A 26,947-nucleotide genomic window follows, 5' to 3' on the forward strand; every position below is an offset into this window, starting at 1 on the left:
TTATTCTGGAGGCCATCAATCATTGGCTAATCTAATGGCGTGTGGGAGGCGTCACAAGCACGCCCGGGTCTTATAGGTTAGCGTGTTGCCGGATAATCAGCGGGCCTGATGCGCGCAGGTGAGCTATGGTTTCGGGGTCGCTTCAAGGAGTCGCCCACGATGGGATGCCCGCAAGTCTGCAGTACCGCCACCCTGCAATGCAGCTTCGGTGCAGCCCCGGCGGTGCTCAACGTATTGCCGGTCAATCGAATGCTGACCGGTGGCATGCCGGCGGCGAATATCATGGATCACATTCCGCTGGTGAACATCACCACGTTCGGCATGTGCACGAGCCTGGCCAACCCCACCGTAGCCGCTGCGACTGCGGCGGCCCTGGGTGTGTTGACGCCCATGCCTTGTATTCCCGCTACTGCCGCACCCTGGATACCCGGCGGTGCGCCTACCTTGTTGTTGGGCAATATGCCGGCGATCGATGCCAACAGCACCTTGATGTGTACCTGGGCGGGGGTGATCAAGATTGTTGTGCCGGGGCAGGTGCAGATGTTGATTCCCTGACAGGGGCGTTTTATCGAGGATCTGCTGTGGGAGCAAAGCTTGCTCGCGATAGCGGAGAGTCTGAAATGAAGATGTTGGATGTGCCGACGCCATCGCGGGCAAGCCTGGCTCCCACAGGGGCCGGTGGTGTGTGAAATTGCTGCCTACATCTCAAATCCAGTGTGGGAGCAAAGCTTGCTCGCGATAGCGGAGAGTCTGAAATGAAGATGTTGGATGTGCCGACGCCATCGCGGGCAAGCCTGGCTCCCACAGGGGCCGGTGGTGTGTGAAATTGCTGCCTACATCTCAAATCCAGTGTGGGAGCAAAGCTTGCTCGCGATAGCGGAGAGTCTGAAATGAAGATGTTGGATGTGCCGACGCCATCGCGGGCAAGCCTGGCTCCCACAGGGGCTGGTGGTGTATGAAATTGATGCCTACATCTCAAATCCAGTGTGGGAGCGAGCTTGCTCGCGATAGCGGAGAGTCTGAAATGAAGATGTTGGATGTGCCGCCGCCATCGCGGGCAAGCCTGGCTCCCACAGGGGCTGGTGGTGTATGAAATTGCTGCCTACATCTCAAATCCAGTGTGGGAGCGAGCCTGCTCGCGATAGCGGAGTGTCTGTCATGGAGATGTTGAGTGTGCCGACGCCATCGCGGGCAAGCCTGGCTCCCACAAGGGCTGGTGGTGTATGAAATTGCTGCCTACATCTCAAATCCAGTGTGGGAGCGAGCCTGCTCGCGATAGCGGAGTGTCTGTCATGAAGATGTTGAGTGTGCCGACGCCATCGCGAGCAGGCTCGCTCCCACAAGGTTTGCCGGTGGGTTCAGGTCTCAAAGTCCAGCAGAAGCCAGGCGCTCAGGCCTGCGCCGGATCATTCCAGCGCCGGAACCACCAGCGTACCCGGGAAATCGGCTTGCCGTCGGCATCCAGCGGGCGCCCATCCTCGGCGTAGGCGTGGGCGGGTTCCAGCAGTTGGCCGTTGAGGTAGCGGGCTTCGATGGCCGGGTTACCGTTGGGGTGCAGGCGGCGATAGCGACCGTCGCGCACGCCGTCGCGATAAAACTCCGCCTCGGCCAATTGCCCGTCCGGGAAATAGTTGTTGGTTTCGCCGTGCAGCAACCCGCCGCGATAGGTGGCTTGGCGCTGCAACCCACCTTCGGCCGCGTAAAAGCTCGCCACGCCCTGCAACTTGCCTTTGACGAACGGCAACACCGCCGAAACCTTTCCATTGGGGTGGTACAAGGTGCTGGTGCCTTGCAGTTCACCTTGGCTGTAGTTGAGTTTCGCTTGCGGGCGTCGGGCTTCTTCGATGTGCAATGGGCCGTCGAGCCGGCCGTCGATCAACTGACCGCTCAGTTGGCTGTCGCCACGTTCCAGGTCAAGCTTCTTCGAGGCCATCGTCGCGCTCCTGTCAGTTGACCTTCACCAGGCCGCCCTTGATGGTCAGCATGCCGCCGCCGTCCACTGTCTGTTCCGCGGCGGCCTTATTGACCAGGCTGATGCCGGCGTCATTGGTCAGGGTGGTGCCGGCCTTGTTCTCCAGCGAGGTGCCGGCCTGATTGCTCAGCGCCGTGCCAGCCTTCTGGCTGATGGACGTGCTGGCCTGGGCCGCCAGGTCCGCGCCGCTCTTGATGGCGAAACTGCCGCCGCTTTGCAGGGTCAGGGTGCCGCTGACCTTGATGGTCAGGTTGCCGTCCACGGTCAGCTCGTAGTTGCCGGTGACCTTGTGCGTGTAGTTGCCGCCGGTGCTGTGGGTCTGGTCCGAGCCCACGGTCACGGTGCGGGTGTCTTTCACATCGAGGCTGTCGCTGCCGGTCTGGATCGTCACGTTGCGTTTGCCTTTCTCCAGTGTGACAGTCTCATCGCCGTCCTTGACCGTGCGGGTGCGGGCATTCTGCACGGTAAGGGTTTCGTCATGGCCGACGGTGGCGGTGGTGTCGTTGAGCACGTTGATGTTGAAGTCCTTCTGGGCCTGGAGAAACACCTCCTCGGCATCCTTCTTGTCCTCGAAGCGCAACTCATTGAAACCGCCGCCACCCTTTGACGAGTTGGTCTTGATCCCGGATTGGGTCTGGTTCGCCGGCAGCGCGTAGGGCAGGGCGTTGTCGCCGTTGTAGACGCAGCCAGTCACCAGCGGTCGGTCGGGGTCGCCGTCGATGAACGTAACGATGACTTCCTGGCCGATCCGGGGTACGAACTGCATGCCAAAACCCTTGCCGCTCCAGGGCAGGACCACCCGCACCCAGCAAGACGAGGTTTCGTCATTCTTGCCGGTGCGGTCCCAGGGGAACTGCAGCTTGATCCGCCCGTATTCATCGGTCCAGATTTCTTCGCCGGCCTTGCCCACCACCAGTGCGGTCTGGGTGTGCATGCGCGGTTTCGGCGTGAGGCGGGCCGGTCTATATGGCGTGGCCTTGGGAATCGCTTCGAAGCGATTGCGGTAACTGTCGTGGCTGGCTTCATGACTGACCGAGGTCACCACCCAATCGATGTTCAACGACGGATCTTCGTGGCCAGCGAGGGTGAACCAATACCCCGGCACCAGCCAGCGGCAATCGCTTTCACCGACAAACCGCTGCGCCTGGCTGCGCAAGCCGTCCACCCGCTGCTTGGTCAATGCATCGCCCTGGGCCTTGGCGTTGTAGCCGCCCGGATGTTCGTATATCGAACTGGGGCCGGCCACGGCTTCGGCCTGGCTGTAGAGCGAGGTCGTCGGCGTGGTGAATTCATAGTCGGTCGCCTGATAGACCCCGGCCACCGCTTGCAGGGACACGTGCCCCGAGCGGATGCCATGCAGTTCCCGCTCGCCCATTCCCTGCCCGAGATAGTTCACCGTCGGTCCGTTGGGAATCGGTGCGAAGGCGTCGTTGCTGTCGGCCAGCACCAGGGTGTGCGTGCCGGCTTCATGGCTGAAGAACCAGAAAATCCCATCTTCTTCCAACAGTCGGGAAATGAAGGCCAGATCGGTTTCGCCGTACTGCACGCAATACTCCCTCGGCGTGTAGCTGCCGCTGAGTTTGAGCTGGAAATCGGTAAACGCGTGGGCCTTGAAGATCGTGGTGACGATGTCCGACGTGGCGAGGTTCTGGAACACCCGGTTGTTGCTGGCCAGGCTCAGCCACCAGAGCCAGGGCCTGAGCAACAGCTGATAGCGCTCGGCGGTAGCGTCGGCGGGCAACTGGCGGATTTCGGCGACCAGCCAATCCAGCGGACGTAGCAGGGCGTCCTTGTGCAGGGTAGTGGTGACATGGCTGGCGACTGCGCTGGCGAGCGTCAGCGGGGCGCCGTCGACGACGCCATTGAGGATGTGCGAGCCCAAGGCATTGAGTCTTTCTTCGCCGGATAGCGATTCAGGGTACAGCGCCGACACCGTGGCGGCGGTGAGGGATAGGGTGGTGTTGCTGTCGGTGGAGCGGGCCATCGATTGATACCTCTATACCGCCTCACCCTTCACGAAATTACTGCCTAACAGCTTCTCCATCACTGTTTTCAGGTCTTTGAGTAAGTGTTCAGGTGGCGTGGTAATGGTATGAGTGGCTTTGGATATTTTTGCTTTTTTACCTTCTTCTTTCAGCAAGGTCTTCGTTGAAGACTTGACGTCAAGTTGATCGTCTTGGTCAGTTTCAAGTTGAAAGTAAATAGATCCGTTATTTTTTCCACCTACCATAGTTACATGAAAATAGGTCCACATGCCTGAATCGTTCGGAGTAATAGAAATATGCGCGCTATTGTCACCCACCTTCAGGCCATCAAGCAGAAGCATCCCTGAACGGGTGCCGGTGACAAGATTTGTACCACCCACAGCACCGATTACATCAAGTTCCTCTCCGTAGACAGCCCCGGATTTAATGATGGAGTTCACCATCGGTGTCCAAGGATCGTGCGTGGCAATACTCGCTGCGGTAAGTGTTGATTGTGCATAGCCCATATTTGCAGCTCCTGTAGGTTTTGATCACATCTCCGATAGGCACTGGGGCAACGTTTTATTCCAATGCCCATTCCGCCAGTTTTCCGGTCACCTGCGTCATCAACACATTCTCCACATCCCGTGCCCCCGCCGCGCTGCACTTGGCAAGCACCGCTTTGACGATCCCGGCATCGAACTCGAACTGCTTGCCCGTCGCGGCCTTGTAGCGCCCGCGCAATTTCTCCAGCTTCGCCAGCACGATGCCCTCCAGCGTTGCCTCATCGAGCGGTCGATACGCCACCACCGTCATGCGCGCCAGGAACGCCGGACGAAACGCTTGCAGCAGCACCTTGTGCAAGGCTTCGTTGAAGGCATCGCTGCCCAGTTGCGCAGCCGGTGTGTCCAGCAGTAATTCGGCGCCGACGTTGCTGGTGGCAAGCATCACGGTGTTCTTGAAATCCACCACCAGGCCGGTGCCGTCCTCCATCAGGCCCTTGTCGAACACGTTGTAGAAGGCTTCGAGCACGTCCGGGTGGGCCTTTTCGATTTCGTCCAGCAACACCACCGAGTAGGGTTTGCGCCGCACCGCTTCGGTGAGTACGCCACCGCTGCCATAGCCGACGTAGCCGGGCGGGGCGCCTTTGAGTTGGCTGACGGTGTGGGCTTCCTGGTACTCCGAGAGGTTGATGCTGATCAGGTTGCGTTCGCCGCCGTACAAGGCATCGGCCAGGGCATAGGCGGTTTCGGTCTTGCCCACTCCGGTGGGGCCGACCAGCAGGAACACGCCCACCGGTTTTTGCGGGTCGGTGAGGCCGGCGCGGTAGGCTTGCAGGCGTTGGGCAATGGTATTGAGGGCCGTGCCCTGGCCCATGACCCGCAAGCCCATGCGCTGGCCGAGGGTGCGCACGGCATGGGCTTCATCGGCGAGCATCTTGCCCACGGGAATACCGGTCCAGCCGGCGATTACGGCGGCCACGGTCTTGCTGTCCACCTGCTCGGGCACCAGTGGGTCGTCCTGACGAATGGCATCGAGGCCGGCTTCCAGGCGCAGCAGTTCGGCCGCCAGGTGGTCGATGCGGTTATCGATATCGGTGTCGGCTTTTTCAGCGTCGGCGCGTTCGCTCAGGGCCAGCAGTTCGCGCCGGGTATCGAGCAGTTCGCGCACCGCTTCGCGCTCTTCGCCCCAGCGGGTTTCCAGTTCGCGGATGGCCTGCACGTTGTCGGCGGATTCGCCTTCGAGCAGGGTGATGCGTTCGCGATGGTCCAGCCCGGTGGCTTGTTCCCGGCGCAGTCGTTCGACTTCGTCCTTGAGGCTGTTCTGCCGGTGTCGCAGGCTTTCCAGTGGCGGCGGTACGTCGTGCTGGCCGAGGGCGACCCGGGCGCAGGCGGTGTCGAGCACGCTGATGGCCTTGTCCGGCAGTTGCCGTCCGGAAATGTAGCGGTGGGAGAGCTTCACCGCTTCGTGGATCGCCGCGTCCAGCACTTGCACGCCATGGTGGTGTTCCAGTTTGCTGGCCACGCCACGAAGCATTTCCACGGCAGTGAGTTCGTCCGGCTCTTCGACCTGTACCAACTGGAAGCGGCGGGCCAGGGCCGGGTCTTTCTCGAAGTATTTCTTGTATTCCAGCCAGGTGGTGGCGGCCAGGGTGCGCAGTTCGCCCCGGGCCAGGGCCGGTTTGAGCAGGTTGGCCGCGTCGCTGCCGCCCTCTGCGCCGCCGGCACCGATCAGGGTATGGGCTTCGTCGATGAACAGAATGATCGGTTTCTCGGCACTGCGTACCGCGTCGATCACGCCTTTGAGGCGTTGCTCGAATTCACCCTTGACCCCCGCGCCGGCCTGCAACAGACCGAGATCGAGCACCCGCAACGTGACCTCCTGCAGCGACGGCGGCACATCTCCGGCGGCGATGCGCAAGGCGAGGCCTTCTACCACGGCGGTCTTGCCGACACCCGGTGCGCCCACCAGGATCGGGTTGTTCTGCCGGCGCCGGAGCAGGATATCGATGCATTGGCGGATCTCGCCGTCGCGCCCGACGATGGGGTCGATGCGGCCATTGCGGGCATCGTCGGTCAGGTCCTGGGTGTACTGGTCGAGTACCGGGTCCTGTTTTTGCGCTGCCTGCCCGGGTTTCGCCGGACGGGCAACGCCGGCATGTTCCCGGGAGCTTTCGGTCCATTCCAACAGATGGGTGCGCAGGGCATCCCGGGGAATACGCAGCAGCGACGAGGCGCTGTTGAGCAACAGGCTGCGACGCTCATCGCGGTCCAGCAGCGCCAGCAGCAACAGCCCCGAGCGGATGCTGGCCAGGCCGAGCACACTGGCCTGGACCACGGCGTCTTCCAGCAGGCCGATGGTTTGCGCCGACAGCGCGGGTGTGCGTGTGCTACCGGACTTGAACAGGTCCAGGGCCTTGTTGGTCTCCGCCGCCACCGCGTCACGCTCAAGGCCGAAGCGCGGTAGCAGACAGGCGAAGTCACCGCCTTCGATGTCCAGCAACTCCAGCAACAGGTGTTCGATTTCCACGTAATGATGACTGCGTTGCAGGCAGCGCTGGGCGGCCCGTTCCAGGGCGCGACGATTGTCCGGGTTGAGGCGTCCGATCAGGCTGGCCAGTTCCATTTCAGGCGATCTCCGGCTGACGAAGGCGGGTTTCGATCCGTTGCAGGGCCAGGCTCGACTGCCGTTGCAGGCCGCCGTTCCAGTTCAGTCGTGGCGGGGCCTGGTGGCCCAGTTGCAGTGGGCCGGCGCCCCGGATCAGCAGCACCAGGGTGCAATCCAGGTCGGGGCCGAAATACAGGGCATACAGGCTGGCAAGCAACGGATGGGTTTCGCCGTTGGGCAGCAATCCGCTGGCCTGGGCTGCGCTCAATGGGCCGAGGGTCAGACGCACGCCGGCATGCTCGTCCCAGACCCGGGTGCCGGCCACGGCGCTACGACCCAGGCGCAAGTTGCGGCCGCCCGGTTGCAAGCGGCTGCGGCTGGCCGGCGGGATCTCGCGCCAGCCGCCTTCATAGGCGGTCAGTTCCACTGGCAGACCGAACTGCTCGCGGACAATGGCCGCGAACCCGGCCAGGGAGCGGCGGCCGTCGGCGTACAGCGCGGTGCACGCCAGCGCGGCGGAATCGGGGGCGGCCTGGCGTTCCTGCAAGGCCTTGGGCAGCAGGCCGGTCAGGGCGCGCAATTGTGTCTGCACGGCGGAGGCGCCCGGGGGAGTGAAGCCCAGAGCAATGCGATGCTTGCGCATCACTTTGTAAAGCAGGCTGAGCAGCCGGTGCTGGAACAGGTCGAGAAATTCCGCCGGCGCATGGTCCCGCGCCCGTGCCCGCTGTTGCAGCCATTCCTGATAAGCGTAGGGCAACGGGCCGTCGGGGCCACCGAGGCCAAAGATCGGCGTGGTCAGCACGGGGGGCGAACCGGGTTCCTGGCTCAGGTTCTCGACTTCGCTGGCGGCGAACAGCGGCGTCAACGGTCCTCGCAGGCGCAACGCTTCGGCGTGGGGCGCGGTGCCGCTGCCCAGAGGCTCGGCCTGGGGATGTTCGCGCTCCAGCAGCAACAAGGCCTGGAGCCATTCGAAACGCTGTGGATCGCGTCTCAGGCGCTGGCTCAGGTTCAGAGCGTCAGGGGTTTGCCGGCTTGGGGTTGCCATGTCTTAACCTCCCTGTCGGACTGAACCAGCACCGTGCGCACGAAGCGATTGGCGGTGGCATAGAGTGAGAAGAACTGCGCCAGGACGCCGGAGAACAGCACGGCGCTGCTGCCGACGAAATGCTGCGGGTCCAGTTGCAGGCGTACTTCCAGGCCATTGCGCCAGCCACGCCAGGCATCTTCACCGACATGGGCGATGACCCGGTCGCAACCCAGGCCCATGACCCCTTCGATCTGGCGGTGGGCACTGGCCTCGTCCCGCAGGTTATGCAGCTCCAGAATCTCGCGCAGCGCATCCAGCGCCTGGGGGCCTTCCACCAGGGACAAATGGTTGAGGGTCAATTGCGACACCAGCCGCCAGCGCGATTCACCATTCAGGCGCGGCAGACTCTGCGGGCTCGGCGGGTTGCGCAGGCGGGCCCAGGCCACCGGGCCCGGACGCTCGAAGCCCAGCGGCGTGCCCGCCGGCAGGCTCTGGGCCAGGTGTCGGCTGGTGCACAGCAATTCGGCGGTGAGGCTGTAGTCGCGGGTGTCGGCGAGCGGGTCGAGCTGGGTGTCCACCAGGCTGACCAACAAGTCGGTGCCCAGCCGGTTCGGGCTCATGCCGCTGACCCGCCGTGCATGCCAATAGCAGTGCTGGTCGTTGCCGTGCTGGCTGCCGTAATAGGTCGGCACTTTACGCACGCCCTGGCTGGACGTGGCACGCACGGTGCGGATGCTGTGGATCTCGACACTGTTTTCCCGATGACTGTCGGCCACCAGCCGATATTCGCTGCGGGTGCCGTCAGGGCGCAGCGGCTCGCTGGTCCTGGGGAAGAGATTGATCACCGGCGTGCAGCCCAGGGCGATGTCGCTGGCCTGGAGCGGCAGGCGATTGGCGGGGGCGCGATCGAAGACGATGTACAGGTACAGGGACGAGCTGTCGCTGGTCGCTCCGGCCAGGGGCAGGTCGAAGAAACCGAACTTGTCGGGGAAGGCAAAGTATTCCGCCAGCAGGCGCATGCCCGGATGCACGCCATCCTCATCCGGCAGCAGGGCTTCGTCGCTGGCGAAACCGACGATCCGCGGCAGGCCGGCCAACGGTTCCGGTACGCTGCCCGGCGAGCCGGCCAAGACCTTGACCGTGTGGGCGCCGAGCAGGTCGTACAGCCAGGCGTTGATCATTGGCGAGGCCGCCAGGTGCACCCGCAGGGTGTCGATCCCCAGCGTCGACCATTGGCGCTCGCCCAGGCATCGCAGGTTCAGGCGCAAGGCTGAGCGCGCCTGCACCACCCCGGTCAGCGCCTGGGCCTCGTCACTGCCCAGCAACAGGGCTTCGCTGACTTCCAGCGGCCACAGGTGCACGGCGGCGGTGGTGCGAAAGTGAATGCTCTGACCCTTGTCCGTGGTGACGAACAAGGGCGTGTCCCGGGGCAGGGGATAGCCGTCGTCGAGGTTGCCTTTGCTCGGGTCGGGCTCGAACTGCACGATTGCGCACGAAGGCAACGGGCGCATGGCCAACGGATAGAGCTGTTCGAGCAGGGCATCGCTGAATTCGGCGTAGTCGTCGTCCAGCCGGCGTTGCAGCCGGGCGGACAGCAGGGCGAAGCCTTCCAGTAGTCGCTCGACGTGCGGGTCCGGGCATTCGCCGGGGGACAGCTCCAGGCGTCGGGCAACCTTGGGGTAACGTTCGGCGAACAGGCTTCCGGCATGACGCAACCAGGTCAGTTCGCGCTGGTAGTAATCCAGCAGTTGCGGATCAATCGAGTCGCTCATGTCGCACCTCAAGACCGTCGCCGGCGTGCTCGATGACAAACGCCACGGGCCATGAGTGCGGGTCGCCACGCAGCACCCCCAACAGCCGTATGCCCAGTTGTTGTGGGTGGCCCGGTACCGGGACGACCTGGACCTCGCCCAGTTGCAGGCGGGGTTCGAAATGGCTGATGGCCTGGTGTATTTCCCGAGTCAGCAGGCGCCGGTCATCGCTGCGTTGCTGTTGCAATGCGGTCCAGTCGGCTATGCCGTAGTCCAGAATGCTCGGCGGTTCGGTCAGCGCCTGGGGGCCGCGTCGGGTGTTGAACAGGCGATGCAGTTCGGCGTGGACCGAATCCTGCAGCGCCTGTCGGTCAAACACCCGGCCATGTTCATCCGCCTGGCTGGCCAGGCGTTCGAACAGCGGCGGGCGAAGCCCGAAGCCAGTCATCAGGGCAGTGTCCCTACTTGGTCATCTTGTTGGCCGCCAGGTCCCAGGTCGTGCCCGCCGTGCCTTCCTTGGTGCCGTCGTCTTTCTGGGCGGTGAGTTCCCATTTGATCTTGGTGAAGTTCAGCGACAGGGTTTCCACCGGCTTGCCGCCCGTGCCGCCGCTGACACTGACGTTGGACAGTACGACGTTGGTCAGGGTGTAGACGATGAAGGGCATGATTTTGCCGCTGCCTTCGGCAGCATTGCGTCCGATGGTGATGACGGCTTGCGGGATCGGTTTGCCGGCGCAGCAATATTCGTTGAGGGAAGGGGTGGAGCTGTCGATGAATTTGGTCAGGGTGAACTCACCGATATGCGGTCGCCCCGAGGTGCGCTCCGAGTTGCTGACGTCGTTGGTGACTTGCATCGCCACGTTGTGGCTGTAGGACATGACCTCGATCTTGTCCGTGAAACCCTCCAGCAGGCTGTCGCCCTTGATGTCGCCGCCGAGGTCGAGAATGATTGCATCCATGGTGTGGAACTCCAGAAGAAGACAAATGGGGGGTACCCAATACCGCTAAAAACGAACGCCGAACCCCTGTGGCGAGGGGGTTTATCCCCGCTGGGCTGCGTAGCAGCCCCTTGAACAGTCAGCTCAATCTCTCGAATAGACCGAGTTGCCGGGATTTTGGGCCGCTTCGCGCCCCAGCGGGGCGGTGCGACGTTTCGATAAATCCCCTCGCCACAACGAGCATCCTCGCCTCAGGTTTCAGCGGTCAGGCAGCAACCGGTGGCGGCAGGGTCGCCACCAGGCGGATCGAGGCGGTCAACTCCTCAAGCTGGAAGTGCGGTCGCAGGAACACCGTGGCGTTGTAGGCTCCGGGCTTGCCGGCCACTTCCGTCACGTCCACCCGCGCCTCGCGCAACGGGTACTGCGCCTTGATCTCCTGGGGCGCGTTGTCGTTGATCAGCACGTAGTCGGCGATCCAGTTGTTGAGGTAGGTCTGCACATTGTCGCGGGTCATGAAGCTGCCGACCTTGTCGCGCATGATCACCTTCAGGTAGTGGGCGAAACGCGAGGCCGCGAGTACGTAGGGCAACATCGCCGAGATCCGCGCGTTGGCATTGGCCTCGTTGGTGTTATAGACCTTGGCCCGGTTGGTGGTCTGGCCGCCGAAGAACACCGCGATGTCACTGTTCTTCTTATGGCACAGGGCGATGAAGCCCAGGTCATTGAGCTCCTTCTCGCGGCGGTCGGTGATCGCCACCTCGGTCGGACACTTGAGGGACAGGTCTCCGGAACTGGTGCGGAAGGTATGGGCCGGCAGGCCTTCCACCGCGCCGCCACCCTCGGCACCGCGAATCGCCGCGCACCAGCCATATTTGGCGAAGGCCTCGGTGATGCGTTGCGACAGTGCCCAGGCCGCGTTGCCCCACAGATACTTGCTGTGGTCGGTGCCGTTGACGTCTTCGACGTAGTTGATGCCTTCCACCGGCCGGGTGTCCGGGCCGTAGGGCAGGCGCAGGAGGAAGTGCGGAAGCACCAGGGACACGTAGCGCGAATCTTCGCTTTCACGGAACGAGCGCCACTTGATCAGTTCCTGACTCTCGAAAATCTTCGACAGATCCCGGGGCACTGCCAGTTCGGTAAAGCTGGTCATGTCGAACAAGCGCGGGCTGGCGGCGGCAATGAACGGGGCATGGGCCGCGGCGGCAACGTTGGAGAGTTTCTCCAGCAGGCCGATGTCCTGCGGGTGTCGGCCGAAGGTGTAGTCGCCCACCAGCAGGCTGAACGGATGCCCGCCGAAGGTCCCGTACTCTTCCTCGTAGATTTTCTTGAACAGCGCGCTCTGGTCGAATTCGACGGCTTTTTCCAGATCGTTCTGCAGCTCTTTCTGGGTGACGTTGAGCAGGCGAAGTTTGAGCCGGGTGCTGGTTTCGGTGTTCTGCACCAACAGGTGCAGGCCGCGCCAGGACGCTTCGAGTTTCTGCAGGTCGGGGTGGTGCAGCACTTCGTTGAGCTGGGCGCTGATCAGTTGGTCGATCTGGCTGATGCGGTCGTTGATCATCGCCACCGTGTCCTTGTCGATGGCCATGCCTTCGTCGAGGACCTGGGTGGCGAATTCGGCCAGCATGTCGCGGGCGTAGTCCTGTTGGCTGTCGTCATGGGCCATACGGCCTTCGGCGATGATCTTGTCCAGCAGGGACAAGGTCTGGGTCGTGCTCTCGCTGGTTTGAGCGCTGGATGAAGCAGGCATGGCTTTATCTCCCTTGAGTGATGAGCACGATCAGGCCTGTGGTTCGGCCGGAGCCGGATCATCGTTGGCGGCCACGGCCGGCAGCTCTTGCGGCGCGTCCTGGGGCCGGGCCGACTTGATCTCTTGCAGGCCTTCGGTGTTGACGATCACGTCGCGCAGCAATTTGTCCAGGTCATCGTTGCCGTCGAGTTTGGTCAGCAGGTCGCGCAGGCGCTGACGGGCTTCGAACAGGCGGCGCAACGGCGTGACCTGTTCCACGACCTTGACCGGGTCGAAATCATCGATGTGGCGGAAGTTGAGTTCGATGTTGAGCTTGCTGTCGTCGCCGCTGAGGGTGTTGTTCACCTGGAGCGTGGCGCGAGGGGAGATCGAGGCGAGCACTTCGTTGAAGTTGTCGCGATCGATTTCCGTGAAGCGCCGTTCGTTCAGCTTGGGCAGCGGGTCCAGTGGCTTGCCCGAGAGGTCGGCCAGAATGCCGACGACCAGTGGCAATTCTTTCTTTTCGATGGCGTTGCCGATTTCCACGTCATAGGTGATCTGGACGCGGGGAGGGCGGACTCTGTCAAGCTTGTGCTGGGTACTTTCTGCCATGGCGGCCGACTCCGATTGCATGTGGGGGAGCAATGCATCGGGAGGCCCGCTCATCGCATTCCCTTGCTGATCCGCAGGTTGCAAATGGAGAGCAGAAAATCTGTCATTCCCTTGACGAACCTGGTGCATTCGACCGTGCAGGTCGAACTACCCAAGAAGCTAGAACAGGTCTATAAAAATGCAAGCAAAAACAAATTTTGACCGCGACGAAAAGGAAAATTCATTTTGCGTGTTTTTTTTTACGGATTTTTTTTCAGCATGGCGCTCAGCGGTTGCTCGCTCTTTGCGCCAAGCGTCGACCTGGACAGCCTGACCCTCGACGTCGCGTCCGGCGCCAACGACAACACGCCCATTGCCGTGGATTTCATCGCCGTGAATGATCCTGAACTGCTCAAGCAACTGTCGGCTATCACTGCCAGCCAGTGGTTCGCCGAGCGCGAACAGTTCCAGCGCGACTATCGTCAACTCATGTCGGTGTGGGGGCTGGAGCTGGTCCCGGGGCAGTTCATCGACCGCCAGCCCTTCCCACTGGAGGGCCGGCGCGCCGCTGGACTTTTGGTCTTCGCCAGCTATAACACTCCCGGAGCCCACCGGCTCCGGCTGGACGATCAGCGCAAGGCCTGGCTGAAGTTCGACAGTCGTGAGATGAGCCTCGTCGATGATGGCCAGCTCAATGCAAGTCAGCCTTGAATGACCGCGGGCCGCCTTGTGCGGCGACACTGGGATGTCGAAGGGAGTCGTATGAGTCTGTTACCTGACGCGGTGTGCTGGCATGAGGGCATGCAACTGCTGCCCCAACATTTTCAACTGCAAGGGCTGCGCGCCGAGGCCCTGGCTGCGCATGTCGCGGCTGCCTGCAATCCCTGGTTCTGGGGTGTCAGTCAACTGGAGGTCGATCCTTCGGCCCTCAGCGCCGGCCAGGTCCGGCTGCTGCAATTGCAGGGCACCTTGCCGGACGGCTTGCCGGTCAATCTTCAGGCCGGCGTCGGGCCGACCCTGGAGCTGGATATCACCGAGGCGGTCAACAAAACCGACGATGCTACCGTCACCGTCTACCTGGCGATCAGTCCGCTCTGGCGTGCCGGGCAATTGCTGCCGCTCAAGGGGCGCCTGCAATCGGTGGTCGGTGATGCGCTGCCGGATCTCACCAGCGGCGAGTTTCCCGAGTCCATCACCGTCTGGCGCCCGAATCCGAGGCTGTGCACGCAACTGAGCAAGGCCGATTCGATCTGCCTGCCGCTGCTGCGCATTCGCAAGGACGGCGGCGGCTTTCTGCGTATGCCCTATACGCCGCCCACGCCGGTACTGTTGCCTGAATCGATGCTCGGCCGGCGAGTGGCCGGGCTGTGTGCCCGGGCCCGGGAAAAGTGCCTGTTTCTCGCCGGTCGGCTGCGCCAGGCTCAGGCGGCCGGCAACCAGGACGATGCGCTGGAGATCCGCCGGCAGATGACCGCCTTGTGGGCGCGCCTGCCGGAAGTCGAAGGCAGCCTGAACACCCGGGTGGCGACTCCCCAGGCGCTGTACGGTTTGTTGCTGGGCCTGGCCGGTGCCTGGTCGGCCCTCGACCCGCTGGCCGGCGTACCGGCGTTTGCACCACTGGATTTCCTCGAGCTGCAACGCGGTTACGAACCGCTGCTCGAGTGGCTCGACACCACCCTGGAACTGGTCCGTGCCGGTTATCGCAGCCTGGCCTTCGAGCGCAATGAGCAGGTGTTCTCCATCCAGTTGCCTGACGATCAGCCGAGCCAGCGTCTGGTGATCGGGCTGCGCATGCCCAACGGGGCCAGTGAGCAGGCCGCCGCCGATTGGTTGCGCGGTGCGATCATCGCGTCCGCACCGCATGTCCTGCTGTTGAGCCGGCAGCGCATGAGCGGGCTGCCGCATCAGGCCATGAGCCGCAATGAGCAGGTGGCCTACAGTGTGGGCGACGATACCCGGTTGTTCGTGGTGGCTGCCAGCGGCCAATGGTTCGACGGGCAACTGCCGTTGCACATCGTGGCGCCGGCTTCGACCCAGGCCAGCAGCCCGTGGCAAGTCGTGTTGTTTGTCCCGCAAGTCGGTGAAAGTGCCTGATCGCAAAAGGGGAGTCGTATGCCTGACGGAAGTGGCGGGGCGGTCCGGGGTCTGCATGAGGCGCCGCTGAGCAGCGCGTTTCGGCAGGCCTGGTTGAAGTGGTTCCAGGAGTGGCAGGACTTGCCCAAGGACAACGATTCCGCGGCCCTGGTCAGCCGGGTGGTGGAGTTTTCCGGACGTAGCGCCCAACGCTTGTGGCGGGTGGCCTTTGCCACCGTCGGCGACTCGGCTACAGAGCAGGTCAAGGCATTGGTCTATGCCTTCGTCGCCCTGGTGGACGAAACCTTGTTGTTCACCCCCTGGCCGGGGCAACTGGCATGGCAACAGCATCCCCTTGAATCGCGCATGTACTCCAGTCGCCAGGCTGGCGAACGGTTGCCCTCGGCCATCAAGAAACTGCTGGATGAGCAGATGCCCGGTACCCGGGACCTGGCAAACGTCTACCTGCAATGCCTGATCCTCGGGTTCCAGGGGCGATTGCGCGGCGAGCCCGGTCAACTACAGCATGAGAAATGGCGCGCGGCGCTGTTCACGTTCGCCTGGCAACATGACCCGGACTATGTCGACGTCAGTCAGCGCCTGGCAATGTCTGCGTCGGCACCGCCGGTACGCATGCCGGCGCAGACATCACTGCCGGACGGATTGCGCCTGGGGCTGGCGATCATGGCGATGGTGTTGCTGCTGACCGGGCTGGGGCATGTGTTCTGGCGCGACATCCGCTCGGAGCTTGAGCCGGTGTTGCAATTGAACGAGTCGGTGGTTCAGGAGCAGGACTCATGAGTCCCTTGAGCATCATCGCCGTGGTGGTGCCGGTCATCGTCGTGGTACTGGTGATCGCGGCGCTGATAGGGTGGCTGCGGACCCAGGGTGGAGCGGCGATTCGCAGTTTCTACGGGGCGGTCCGCCGCATGGAGCAGGAGCAGGGCACCCGGGATCGCTACCAGATCCCTTGGCTGTTGATGCTCGGCAACGAGACCGACGGGGCCCAGCTGTGCACCCAGTGGCATTTACAGGCGACGGACAAGGCCGCGTGGTTCGGGCGCTGGTGGTCGGATGCCGAGGGTGCGGTGCTGGTGGTGCCCCAAGCGTTGTTCCTGCCCGATGAAGGCATGAACCGGCAACGGGGCAATTGGTGGCGGCTGTTGGGGCTGATCCTGCGGCTGCGCAGCCGGCGTCCGATAGACGCGGTGATCTGGACCGTGCCGTTCGGCAAGCTCGACGACATCGAACATACCACCGAGTTGAGCCTCAAGGTCCGCCGCTGTTTCATTGACCTGTTGCAGCGGTTCGGCCTTAGTCTGCCGGTGTACGTGGTGATTACCGGGATGCAAGAGCTGCCCGGTTTCCAGGAACTGGTCAGCGCGCTGCCCACCGAGGCCCGGGAAGCGACGCTCGGCTGGTCATCCCCGTATTCACCCGATGCGGCATGGCAGTCGCATTGGAGTGACCAGGCGCTGGACCAGGTCAATGCCGCACTGTCGCAGTCGATTATCGAAATCGGTGCGCTTTCAGGGCAGTTGAGCGGCGATTTATATGGGCTGCCGGAGCGCTTCGAAAGGTTGCGGCGGGCCTTGCAGATCCTCTTGGAACCCGTCTTCCAGGGCAATGCCCAGGGCGAGGCGCCACGCTTTCGCGGCGTCTACTTCACCGCGACCCAGGCACCCACTGTTACCGGGGACGGTTTTGCCGCCAGCGACAAGGTCTTGTGTCAGACAGTGTTCGCCCGGCAGCTGTGGGCGCGCCGTTTCGTTGCCGAACGCGGCCTGGCCCAGCCCGTGCCGCGCCTGCTGCGTTTGCGCCAGCGCTGGCATCGACTGGCCGGTGTCGTCGCGCTGGTGGTCGGGCTGGTCTGGTTGGGGGGCATGCTTTGGGTCTGGCACGATTCGGTGGAGGAGGCCGAGGAGCTGTCGCAGTTGATTCTGCACACCCATAAGAATTACCTGGTAGTCGACCCTGACCAACCGCAGTTGGAGCCCACCCGCTACAACGTGCAAACCTATTGGAACATGCTGGAAAAAGCCCCGAGCTGGCGCTACGTCGCAGTGGTGTTTCCCACCTCGTGGTTCTCTACGGTGGACGCGCAGTTGGAGGAAGGCTTGCGCCTGACCGCCCGGCATCACTGGGTATTGCCCTTGCGTGACCTGTTGGCGTCGGACCTGGGGCAACTCCAGGCCATCCGCAACACCGAGCGGCGGGGCAACGTGGAAAGCGAAGACCCGGCGCAATGGCAGAGTTACGTGAAGGCCAAGGATCTGGTGGAGCGTGCCGTGCGCCTCGAACAGCAGAACCAGATGTTCAGCCAGTTGGTGAGCAATCCCAAGGCACCGCTGGACGAGTTGGTGCAATTGAGCAATAACGCCTTGTCGCTGAGTCTCAACGCCGGCACGCTGAGCAAGGCGCGGTTCTACAACCGGGTGCTGTTCAATGCACAAGGCGCGGGTTTACCAGGGCAGGACTTGCAGGGGCTGGACCTGAACGCGGCGCGTACGGTGATCGGTGATAACTTCACCGGCCTGATGCAGCGCTGGCTGGATCATTACTTCCTGGCCGACAACTTCGTGCGCCAGGCCGGTTATCTCAAGCTGCACCTGCAACGGTTGGAGGCGGGGAGTGGCAACTCGCTGAGCGAACTCGAGGACCTGATGGCGCTGGTCGACGACTTGCAGACCCTGGTCAACCTGACTAACGCGGCCTGGGGGCGAGGCAAGGGCCAGGACCTGGTTCCCGGTTACACCCAGATGATGGACAAAGTCAGCCACAGCACCTTGCTGGGGCCGGAGCTTGCGCAGGACCTGGAAAGCCAGGCGGCGAAGCTGCAACAGAGCTTTCGCGACCAATGGATCGTCCAGACTGGCTCCCGGGACAATCTTCTGGTCCAACAGGGCAGTGGCTTGCTGGTGTTGCAGGAGCATGTCACGGCTCTGGATGACGCGGTGAAAGCCTTGTTCAAGCGTGACTTCGTGGCATTGGCGTTGCAGAAGGATCCATCTGGCAACAGTTCCAATGCCATGGGACAGGGCGGTGGCAGCGACGACTTCAGCGTCGCCCTGAACTATTTCGCCAGCTACAAGAGCTACGCCAACGAGGAGCTGCCGCGCATTCCACCGGACTACCGTGATGCGCTCATACAGGCGGCTGAAGGCGCTGCGGCCCGGGCGATGTGGCTGAGCCTGGATGAAAGCGAGGAGCAGCTGCCGGGCATGGGTTTCAATGTCCAGACCACCCAGGCCGTCGCGCTGCAAAAGGCGTTCATGGACGTGCACCGTGCCGACCTGGCGATGCGCTTCCAGCGGCTGCTCAACCGTCGCGCCCTGGCGCAGATCAAGAGTGGCCTGGATGAAATCGAAGCCCAGCCACTGTTCAGCCAGCGAGCCGATGTACAGCGCTGGGATGGCTCGAAGAATTTCGGTTTGCAGCTCTACGGGGCCAGCGATCCACAAGGTCTGAAACTGAGCCTGAACCAGCAGTTCGACGCCATGGTGCAGATCGCCGAGCAGCGAATGCCGGCTCTGGAATGGTTGATTATCCAGCAGGACGACCTCTCGGCCCTGGAGCACGACCGGGTGTCGCGGTTCATGGCCATCAACGACGAGTTGCTCAAGTACAAGAGCCAGAACCCGGCCAGTTCGGCGGCGCAACTGGAGCAGTTGGTGAGCCGGGATTTCAACCAGATGGACACTTCGTCCTGTGCGCAGATCTTGCAGACTTCCAACCTGTCCGGCGGTCGTGGTGACCTGGCCCAGCGCGCCGTCAGCTTGCAACAGGGGGCCCTGCAACGGTGTCTGTACCTGCAACAGAATCAGGCCGCGACAGCCTGGAACGACGTGGCCAACTACTTCAACCAGTACCTGGCCGGGCGCTTTCCGTTTTCCCAGGACCTGCGGGCCAGTGACGCCGACCCGGCGCGGGTGCAGCGTTTGCTGGAACTGATCGACACACGCTTGCCCCTGGCCGAGGCCGGGCTGGCACTGAGCCAGACACCGGAGCGCCTCGCCGCCGAGAACTTTCTCAACCGATTGAAACAGGCCGGTACCTGGCTGGGGCCGCTGTTCGTGCGGGACAAGAGCGGCATTCTCGGCGTGGAAATGGATGTGCGCTGGCGCACCGATCGCAACGAGGAGCGTGGCGCCGACCAGGTGATTGCCTGGGGACTGAACGCCGGTAACCAACAGATCAACTACCCCGGTGACGCCCAGCAGAACCTGCGCTGGATGGTCGGACAACCCGTGCGGCTGACCTTGCGCTGGGCCCGCAACGGTTACCAGCGACCGGCCAACGATCCATTGCAGCCGAACCTGGTGGTGCGCGACCTGGAGGCCGGTTGGGAATACCAGGGGCCGTGGGCGTTGCTGCGCCTGATGCGTTCGCTGGTGTCGGTGCAACGCCAGCCGAATGTCGACTACACCGATTTCCCGCTGACCCTGCAACTGCCGGTAACGGGCCAGATTCCATCCCTGAGCCCGGCCCAGGCCCAGCTCCAGGCCCGGACAACGCAACAAACGATGATGTTCATGCGCCTGTCGTTGATGAGTCAGGGCTCGAAGCTGCCGCTGTCGATGCCACCGCTGCCGACCCAGGCGCCCCGTTCACCTTTCATGGCGACCTCGTCGAGTCCCGCCATCGCCACCCGTGAGGAAGGCCTGTGAGCGTACCTGTCTCCCCCTTGCCCGAGCTGATCAGCCAGTTGCTCGAACCGGTCAGCGCCGAATCGCCCTGCGGACAGGACCTTCGCTATGAGCCGGAATACGATCAACTGCGGGAGCTGCGCCGAGAAGACGACACCAGCCTGCCCACCGGGGTGTGGCAGTCCCAGATCAAGCGTGCCCAATGGCCGGAGCTGGAAAAGCTCGCCACCACGCTGCTGCTTGAGCGCAGCAAAGACCTGATGATCAGCGCCTGGCTGGGGGAAGCCTGGCTGCACCTGGCCGGGATGGAGGGCTTGCCGGGCAGTCTGGCGCTGGTGGCGGGCCTGTGTGAACGCTATCCCGATCAACTGCATCCCCAAGCCGATGAGGGCGACCAGTCGTGGCGGGTGATCCCGCTGGAGTGGCTGGCCCGGCGCTACAGTGAGGTGTTGTTGACGCGGGTGCCGCTGTTCAATGGCCGCGACTCGTCCTTCGACGGCTTCAGTCTGGACGACTGGCAACGCTTGCAGCGTCAGCAAGTGCTGGCCAACGACAGCAAGAATGCCAAGGCCTCGACGGAAGCGGCGCGCAGTGATCAGAAGAAGCTCAATGAACTGATTCGCGGCACGCCGTTGTCGTTCTGGCTGCATCGCCAGGGCAGTCTCATGTTGAGCCGCCAGCACTTGCAGCGGCTCGAAGCCTGGAGCGACGCCTACCTGGGCAACCTGGCCCCGGGCTACAAATCCCTGCAGGACGTGATACAAGCCTTGCTGGCACTGGTAGAGGAGTTCATCGCGATGCATCCACAGCAACCCGGCAACGTGCCGGTGCAAGCATCACCCGCGGTCGCGCCGTCGACTGTCCAGGCCCAGGCAGGTACAACGCCTGCCCAGGTCTTCCAGGAACCGGCCAGTCGCGAAGAGGCCTACCGGCAATTGCTGGTCATCGCCGGCTACCTGTCGCGCACCGAACCCCACAGCCCGGTGCCTTACTTGATCCGGCGGGGGGTGGAGTGGGGCAACAAACCGTTGAGCGAGCTGCTGGGGGAACTGATCAGCGCCGATGCCGAGTCCCGACGGTTGTGGACGTTGTTGGGGGTTCTCTGAGTTGTGCTAGTGCAGGCGAATGGCTTTTGTGGCGAGGGGATTTATCCCCGCTGGGCTGCAAAGCGGCCCTAAATCCTAACACCTCGGTGCATCAGATAAATTGTATTGGGGCTGCTTCACAGCCCAGCGGGGATAAATCCCCTCGCCACAGGTTCGGTGTCAGTTCTACAGCTTTGTAATCAACTCGGCTCGGGCATTGGCACCGGTGTCAGCACGGGTTTGCCGGAAAAGAACGCATTCAGGTTCTGCCCCACCAGCTCCACCGTGCCTCGGGTCGCTTCCGGCGACAGGCCGGCGACGTGGGGCGTCAGGACCACATTGGGCAGGTGCTTCAGGGCGTCGGGCACTTCGGGCTCGTGATCGAATACATCCAGGGCCGCTCCGGCGATGCGTCGATGTTCCAGGGCGCTGATCAGCTCATCAGTGGCGACCACGCTGGCCCGGGCGATGTTCACCAGGAAGCCTTTGGGACCCAGGGCATCGAGGGCCTGCTTGTTGATCAAGCGTCGGGTGTCGAGCCCTCCAGGCGTGGCGACGATCAGGAAATCCGAAACACGGGCCAGCTCCGTGGGCGTAGCGCAGAAGGCGTAGGGCACATCGTTGCGCACCTGCCGGCTGTGGTAGCTGACGCTCATGTCGAAGCCCAGGGCCGCGCGCTTGGCAATCGCCATGCCCACCGCACCCAGGCCCAGCAGCCCCAAGCGTTTGCCGGCCAGGGAAGGGCGCATGACTTTCGTCCATTCTCCGCGGCGTATACAAGCGTCGGCTCGGGGGATGTCGCGCACCAGCGCCAGCAATAGCGCCATGGCGTGGTCGGCCACCGAGGACGCGTTGACCCCGGCACCGTTGGTGACCACGATGCCGCGGTTCCGGGCAGCCTGAAGGTCCACCTGCTCGTAGCCGGCGCCGATCACGCAGATGATCTGCAGGTTGGGCAGGGCCGCCATCTCGTCGGCTGTCAGGCCCAGGGGGCCACGGGTCAGCACCGCATTGAACCGCTCGCCATGCTCGAAAATCGCTGCCTTGCGTTCGGCCGGCGTTGGCGCCAATTCCAGGTGATAACCCTGGCGTTCGAGGATCGGCAGGTATTCGTTGACGGTTTCAACCAGTACCAGGACGGTTGCGGTCATGCTGGGCTCCTGTGGGCACTTTTGGTGATGCTTGTGTATTCAACTTGATTGTAGGAGCCGAAGGCAGAGGTCTTTGGCTTTTTATGCTCATTTCTGTCTGGCTTCGTCCGTGTGGGAGCGGGCTCGCAATGGGCTGAGCTGATCCGCACCACCGCTCCTCAGCTAAGTCTTTGCTTCTGCTGGTTAATCCCGGACAATCGCGCCCCTGTTTCGGCCAGGACGCTGCCTGTCGGGTTTTTCCGACTCGTCCCGGCCGGGTGCATATGACCGGAAAGCGGAGATCCGACCGGATGAATGATCAGGCCAATAGCGTCGAAGAGCGCTTTGAATCGACAGCCCCAGCCACCCTCAGCCAATGGAGTCGCCAGGACACGACCTGGATGCTGGGTCTATTTGGCACCGCCATCGGTGCCGGGACGCTGTTCCTACCGATCAATGCCGGCCTGGGTGGTTTCTGGCCGTTGCTGATCCTGGCATTGCTGGCATTTCCCATGACCTTCTACGCGCACCGGGGCCTGACCCGTTTCGTGCTGTCTGGCCGTAATGGTGCGGACATCACCGAGGTGGTAGAGGAGCATTTCGGCATCAAGGCTGGCGCGTTGATCACCCTGCTGTACTTCTTTGCAATTTTTCCGATCCTGCTGATCTACAGCGTAGCGCTGACCAACACGGTGGGCAGCTTCCTGGAGCATCAATTGCATATCCAGCCGCCTTCCCGTGCGGTGCTGTCCCTGGTGTTGATCCTGGGGCTGCTGGCGGTGGTGCGCTGTGGCGAGCAGGCGATCGTCAAGGCCATGAGCCTGATGGTCTACCCGTTTATCGTTGCGCTGCTGTTCCTGGCGGTGTTCCTGGTTCCGCACTGGAGCGGCGGTATCTTGAGCACTGCGTCCACGCCGCCGGCCCCTTCGGCGCTGCTGCATACCCTTTGGCTGGCGATTCCGGTGATGGTGTTCTCGTTCAACCACTCGCCGATCATCTCGGCGTTCGCGGTGGACCAGAAACGTCGCCACGGAGACGGTGCCGAGGAGCGCAGTGCACAGATCCTGTCCCGCGCCCACGGGTTGATGGTGGTGATGGTGCTGTTCTTTGTGTTCAGCTGCGTGCTGACCCTGTCGCCGGCGCAACTGGCCGAAGCGAAGGCGCAGAACCTGTCGATCCTGTCGTACCTGGCCAACCATTTCAGCAACCCGACCATCGCGTTTGCGGCACCGTTGATTGCGTTCGTGGCGATTTCCAAGTCATTCCTGGGGCACTACATCGGTGCCAGTGAAGGTCTCAAGGGGCTGATCGTCAAGAGCGGCCGGCGCCCGGCACCCAAGACCCTGGACCGCCTGACGGCGGTGTTCATGTTGTTGGTGTGCTGGGTCGTCGCCACGCTCAACCCCAGCATCCTCGGCATGATCGAAACCCTGGGCGGCCCGGTGATCGCGGCCATCCTGTTCCTGATGCCGATGTACGCCATCCGCAAAGTCCCGGCCATGGCCCGCTATCGTGGCCAGGCGTCCAACGTCTTCGTGGTATCTGTGGGGCTGGTGGCGATTACCGCGTTGGTCTATTCCCTTACGGCTTGACACCACAACTCCCCTGTGGGAGCGGGCTTGTTCGCGAATGCGGTGGGTCAGTTGCGGTGATGCTGGATGTGCCGCCGCCATCGCGAGCAAGCTCGGCTCCCACAGGCTCTGAGGTGTTCTCGGGAATTGTGTTCACCCCAGATCCTCTGTGGGAGCGGGCTTGTTCGCGAATGCGGTGGGTCAGTTGCGGTGATGCTGGATGTGTCGCCGCCATCGCGAGCAAGCTCGGCTCCCACAGGCTCTGAGGTGTTCTCGGGAATTGTGTTCAGCCCAGATCCTCTGTGGGAGCGAGCCTGCTCGCGATAGCGGCGGCCCGGCTTGCATCAAAAGCCCAGGCATAAAAAAACGCCGCCCCTCGCAAGAAGGGCGGCGTTTTCAGTCGAGCGTCGAAGCCTTAGGCTTGGACGACCGGGATGTTGGCGTTTGCAGCCGCTTCACGGAACTCGGCGATCTGGTCGAAGCTCAGGTAGCGGTACACGTCCGCTGCCATGCTGTCGATCTTGCCGGCGTATTCCATGTACTCCTCGACGGTCGGCAGGCGACCCAGGATCGATGCAACGGATGCCAGCTCGGCCGAAGCCAGGTAGACATTCGCGCCGTCGCCCAGACGGTTCGGGAAGTTACGGGTCGAGGTCGACACCACGGTGCTGTTCGGCTCGACGCGTGCCTGGTTACCCATGCACAGCGAGCAGCCTGGCATTTCCATGCGTGCGCCGGCTTTGCCGTAGATACCGTAGTAGCCTTCTTCGGTCAGTTGGTGAGCGTCCATCTTGGTCGGCGGCGACAGCCACAGACGGGTTGGCAGCTGACCCTTGACCTGATCCAGCAACTTGCCGGCAGCGCGGAAGTGACCGATGTTGGTCATGCACGAACCGATGAACACTTCGTCGATCTTCTCGCCAGCAACGCTGGAGAGCAGGCGGGCGTCGTCAGGATCGTTCGGCGCGCAGAGCACTGGCTCGCTGATGTTGGCCAGATCGATTTCGATGACTTCAGCGTATTCGGCGTCGGCATCGGCTTCCATCAGCTCAGGGTTGGCGATCCAGGCTTCCATCGCTTGGGCACGACGTTCCAGGGTGCGGGCATCGCCGTAGCCTTCGCCGATCATCCAGCGCAGCAGGGTGATGTTGGACTGCAGGTACTCGGTGATCGACTCTTTCGACAGCTTGATGGTGCAACCGGCAGCCGAACGTTCGGCCGACGCGTCGGACAGCTCGAAAGCCTGTTCCAGTGTCAGGCCTTCCAGGCCTTCGATTTCCAGGATACGGCCGGAGAAGGCGTTTTTCTTGCCTTTCTTCTCGACAGTCAGCAGACCGTTCTGGATGGCGAAGTAAGGGATGGCATGAACCAGGTCACGCAGGGTGATGCCAGGCTTCATCTTGCCTTTGAAACGCACCAGGATCGATTCCGGCATGTCCAGCGGCATGACACCGGTGGCAGCGGCGAACGCTACCAGGCCGGAACCGGCAGGGAACGAGATGCCCATCGGGAAACGGGTGTGGGAGTCACCACCGGTACCGACGGTGTCCGGCAGCAGCATGCGGTTCAGCCAGGAGTGGATGATGCCGTCGCCCGGACGCAGGGAAACGCCGCCACGGGTCATGATGAAGTCGGGCAGGGTGTGGTGGGTGGTCACGTCGATCGGCTTTGGATACGCCGCGGTGTGGCAGAACGACTGCATCACCAGGTCAGCGGAGAAGCCCAGGCATGCCAGGTCCTTCAGTTCGTCACGGGTCATTGGACCGGTGGTGTCCTGGGAACCCACGGTGGTCATCTTCGGTTCGCAGTAGGTGCCAGGACGCACACCGGCTACGCCACAAGCCTTGCCGACCATCTTCTGCGCCAGGGTGAAGCCCTTGGTGCTTTCGGCCGGTGCTTCAGGCTTCTTGAACAGGTCGAACGGTGGCAGGCCAAGCTCGGCACGTGCCTTCTCGGTCAGGCCACGGCCGATGATCAGCGGAATACGGCCGCCGGCGCGGACTTCGTCCAACAGGACCGGGGTCTTCATTTCGAAGGTGGTGATGACTTCGTCGGTACCGTGCTTGCAGACCTTGCCGGCATGCGGGTACAGGTCGATCACGTCGCCCATGTTCATGTTCGACACGTCGAATTCGATCGGCAGGGCGCCGGCGTCTTCCATGGTGTTGTAGAAGATCGGAGCGATCTTGCTGCCGAAGCAGAAACCACCGGCACGCTTGTTCGGCACGTACGGAATGTCGTCGCCGAAGAACCACAGCACCGAGTTGGTGGCGGATTTACGCGAGGAACCGGTACCGACCACGTCACCGACGTAGGCGATCGGGAAACCCTGGCCGCGCATTTCTTCGATCTGCTTCATCGGGCCGGTCTTGCCTTGCTCGTCCGGAACGATGCCGTCACGGGCCATTTTCAGCATGGCCAGGGCGTGCAGCGGAATATCAGGGCGCGACCAGGCGTCCGGGGCAGGGGACAGGTCGTCGGTGTTGGTCTCGCCGGGAACCTTGAAAACGCGCAGGCTGATCTTGTCGGCCAGCACCGGACGCTTCTTGAACCACTCGCCGTCAGCCCAGGACTGCAGCACGGCCTTGGCGTGGACGTTGCCGTTCTTGGCTTTTTCAGCCACGTCGTGGAAAGCATCGAACATCAGCAGGGTGTGCTTGAGTTCTTCGGCGGCCACTGGCGCCAGCTCGGCGTCGTCCAGCAACTCCACCAGGGTCACGATGTTGTAGCCGCCCTGCATGGTGCCGAGCAGTTCAACGGCGCGCTTCTTGTCCAGCAGAGGGGATTGGACTTCGCCCTTGGCCAGGGCGGAGAGGAAACCGGCCTTGACGTAGGCGGCTTCGTCGACTCCAGGTGGAACGCGATTGGTGATCAGGTCAACGAGAAAAGCTTCTTCGCCAGCCGGGGGATTCTTCAGCAGCTCGACCAGGCCTGCGGTTTGTTCGGCGTTGAGCGGCTGGGGAACGATACCCAGTGCTGCACGCTCTTCGATATGTTTGCGGTAGGCTTCAAGCACAGTATTACCCTCATCAGTGGTCCCAAATGGGTGTCCGGGACGCTCATCCAGAAACCCGCGGTACTCATGCGCGTCGGGGGCTTTTTGGGCCTCCACGCCAGGGTTTCCGGGGTTCCTCACAGAAGCTGCTTTCAAAGTTTTACGCCTGCAGAACGGGGAGCTGATGAGGGTTGGCGTTGGGCTTTCCCCGCTGGAAAGACCCTTCGCCAACACCGCTCTGAAGGAACGACTGTGCTCGTGACGCTTTGAAAACAGCTTCTAACGGACATTGGCGCCTTAAAAGGCTGGCTGATTCTACGGGAAAAAAAAATTAAAGGTAAGTTGGGCCGGGAAGTTTGAGGGGTGATCA

19 protein-coding genes are annotated in these 26,947 nt (G+C 62.6%); 7 read left to right on the forward strand and 12 right to left on the reverse strand.

The genetic code is table 11. The features are described from left to right. Positions 1–159: 159 nt before the first annotated feature. Positions 160–555: a DUF4280 domain-containing protein gene (locus tag AD665_RS04310; protein WP_024780030.1), complete on the forward strand. Its 396-nt coding sequence runs from the start codon at positions 160–162 to the stop codon at positions 553–555. A gap of 835 nt (positions 556–1,390) precedes the next feature. Here AD665_RS04310 and AD665_RS04315 read toward each other — a convergent pair. The 10 genes from AD665_RS04315 to tssB form a co-directional block, all read right to left on the reverse strand. After that, positions 1,391–1,933 (reverse strand): toxin-antitoxin system YwqK family antitoxin, encoded by a 543-nt coding sequence (locus AD665_RS04315; RefSeq protein WP_024776590.1) that lies wholly within the window; start codon positions 1,931–1,933, stop codon positions 1,391–1,393. Between the two features lie 13 nt (positions 1,934–1,946). Further along, complete coding sequence (locus tag AD665_RS04320) at positions 1,947–3,956, reverse strand: type VI secretion system Vgr family protein (protein ID WP_024776589.1); 2,010 nt, start codon at positions 3,954–3,956, stop codon at positions 1,947–1,949. Between the two features lie 12 nt (positions 3,957–3,968). Next, positions 3,969–4,463: a hypothetical protein gene (locus AD665_RS04325; protein WP_024776588.1), complete on the reverse strand. Its 495-nt coding sequence runs from the start codon at positions 4,461–4,463 to the stop codon at positions 3,969–3,971. A 55-nt stretch (positions 4,464–4,518) separates the two neighbouring features. Beyond that, the gene (tssH, locus tag AD665_RS04330; RefSeq protein WP_024776587.1) at positions 4,519–7,062 is read right to left on the reverse strand and encodes a type VI secretion system ATPase TssH; all 2,544 of its coding nucleotides are present in this window, start codon (positions 7,060–7,062) and stop codon (positions 4,519–4,521) included. A gap of 1 nt (position 7,063) precedes the next feature. Then, on the reverse strand, positions 7,064–8,089 hold the full coding sequence (gene tssG, locus AD665_RS04335; RefSeq protein WP_024776591.1) for a type VI secretion system baseplate subunit TssG: 1,026 nt from the start codon (positions 8,087–8,089) through the stop codon (positions 7,064–7,066). Continuing rightward, positions 8,053–9,843 (reverse strand): type VI secretion system baseplate subunit TssF, encoded by a 1,791-nt coding sequence (tssF, locus tag AD665_RS04340; protein ID WP_024776586.1) that lies wholly within the window; start codon positions 9,841–9,843, stop codon positions 8,053–8,055. Before tssF ends, tssG begins: the two co-directional genes overlap by 37 nt. Further along, positions 9,827–10,270 (reverse strand): type VI secretion system baseplate subunit TssE, encoded by a 444-nt coding sequence (tssE, locus tag AD665_RS04345; RefSeq protein ID WP_024776585.1) that lies wholly within the window; start codon positions 10,268–10,270, stop codon positions 9,827–9,829. Before tssE ends, tssF begins: the two co-directional genes overlap by 17 nt. Before the next feature lie 13 nt (positions 10,271–10,283). Further along, on the reverse strand, positions 10,284–10,781 hold the full coding sequence (locus tag AD665_RS04350) for an Hcp family type VI secretion system effector (RefSeq protein WP_024776584.1): 498 nt from the start codon (positions 10,779–10,781) through the stop codon (positions 10,284–10,286). A gap of 244 nt (positions 10,782–11,025) precedes the next feature. Then, complete coding sequence (gene tssC, locus AD665_RS04355) at positions 11,026–12,507, reverse strand: type VI secretion system contractile sheath large subunit (protein ID WP_024776583.1); 1,482 nt, start codon at positions 12,505–12,507, stop codon at positions 11,026–11,028. A gap of 30 nt (positions 12,508–12,537) precedes the next feature. Further along, complete coding sequence (gene tssB, locus AD665_RS04360) at positions 12,538–13,098, reverse strand: type VI secretion system contractile sheath small subunit (protein ID WP_024776582.1); 561 nt, start codon at positions 13,096–13,098, stop codon at positions 12,538–12,540. A 258-nt stretch (positions 13,099–13,356) separates the two neighbouring features. Between tssB and AD665_RS04365 the strand changes: the two genes are divergently transcribed. Genes AD665_RS04365 through tssA form a run of 5 tightly spaced genes read left to right on the forward strand, consistent with a single transcriptional unit; the run spans position 13,357 to position 20,902 of the window. Continuing rightward, the gene (locus AD665_RS04365; protein WP_050593774.1) at positions 13,357–13,788 is read left to right on the forward strand and encodes a hypothetical protein; all 432 of its coding nucleotides are present in this window, start codon (positions 13,357–13,359) and stop codon (positions 13,786–13,788) included. Between the two features lie 51 nt (positions 13,789–13,839). Beyond that, positions 13,840–15,171, forward strand: a complete 1,332-nt coding sequence (gene tssK / locus AD665_RS04370) for a type VI secretion system baseplate subunit TssK (protein ID WP_024776580.1) — start codon at positions 13,840–13,842, stop codon at positions 15,169–15,171. A gap of 18 nt (positions 15,172–15,189) precedes the next feature. Next, the gene (locus tag AD665_RS04375; protein WP_024776579.1) at positions 15,190–15,951 is read left to right on the forward strand and encodes a DotU family type IV/VI secretion system protein; all 762 of its coding nucleotides are present in this window, start codon (positions 15,190–15,192) and stop codon (positions 15,949–15,951) included. Then, a complete protein-coding gene (locus tag AD665_RS04380) occupies positions 15,948–19,817 on the forward strand; it encodes a type VI secretion system protein (RefSeq protein WP_053191079.1) in 3,870 nt (1,289 codons plus the stop codon). Before AD665_RS04375 ends, AD665_RS04380 begins: the two co-directional genes overlap by 4 nt. Beyond that, positions 19,814–20,902 (forward strand): type VI secretion system protein TssA, encoded by a 1,089-nt coding sequence (gene tssA, locus AD665_RS04385; protein WP_053191081.1) that lies wholly within the window; start codon positions 19,814–19,816, stop codon positions 20,900–20,902. Before AD665_RS04380 ends, tssA begins: the two co-directional genes overlap by 4 nt. A 179-nt stretch (positions 20,903–21,081) precedes the next feature. Here the strand turns inward: tssA and AD665_RS04390 are convergent, their stop codons facing one another. Beyond that, the gene (locus tag AD665_RS04390) at positions 21,082–22,032 is read right to left on the reverse strand and encodes a 2-hydroxyacid dehydrogenase (RefSeq protein WP_024776576.1); all 951 of its coding nucleotides are present in this window, start codon (positions 22,030–22,032) and stop codon (positions 21,082–21,084) included. Positions 22,033–22,322: 290 nt separating this feature from the next. Between AD665_RS04390 and AD665_RS04395 the strand changes: the two genes are divergently transcribed. Then, the gene (locus AD665_RS04395; RefSeq protein WP_053191083.1) at positions 22,323–23,603 is read left to right on the forward strand and encodes a serine/threonine transporter; all 1,281 of its coding nucleotides are present in this window, start codon (positions 22,323–22,325) and stop codon (positions 23,601–23,603) included. Positions 23,604–23,997: 394 nt separating this feature from the next. Here the strand turns inward: AD665_RS04395 and acnB are convergent, their stop codons facing one another. After that, positions 23,998–26,598 carry a bifunctional aconitate hydratase 2/2-methylisocitrate dehydratase gene (acnB, locus tag AD665_RS04400; protein ID WP_024777016.1) on the reverse strand — a complete coding sequence of 867 codons (2,601 nt, stop codon included), beginning with the start codon at positions 26,596–26,598 and terminating at the stop codon, positions 23,998–24,000. Positions 26,599–26,947 lie beyond the last annotated feature (349 nt).

This window comes from Pseudomonas corrugata (assembly GCF_001269905.1).
Lineage (GTDB): Bacteria > Pseudomonadota > Gammaproteobacteria > Pseudomonadales > Pseudomonadaceae > Aquipseudomonas > Aquipseudomonas corrugata.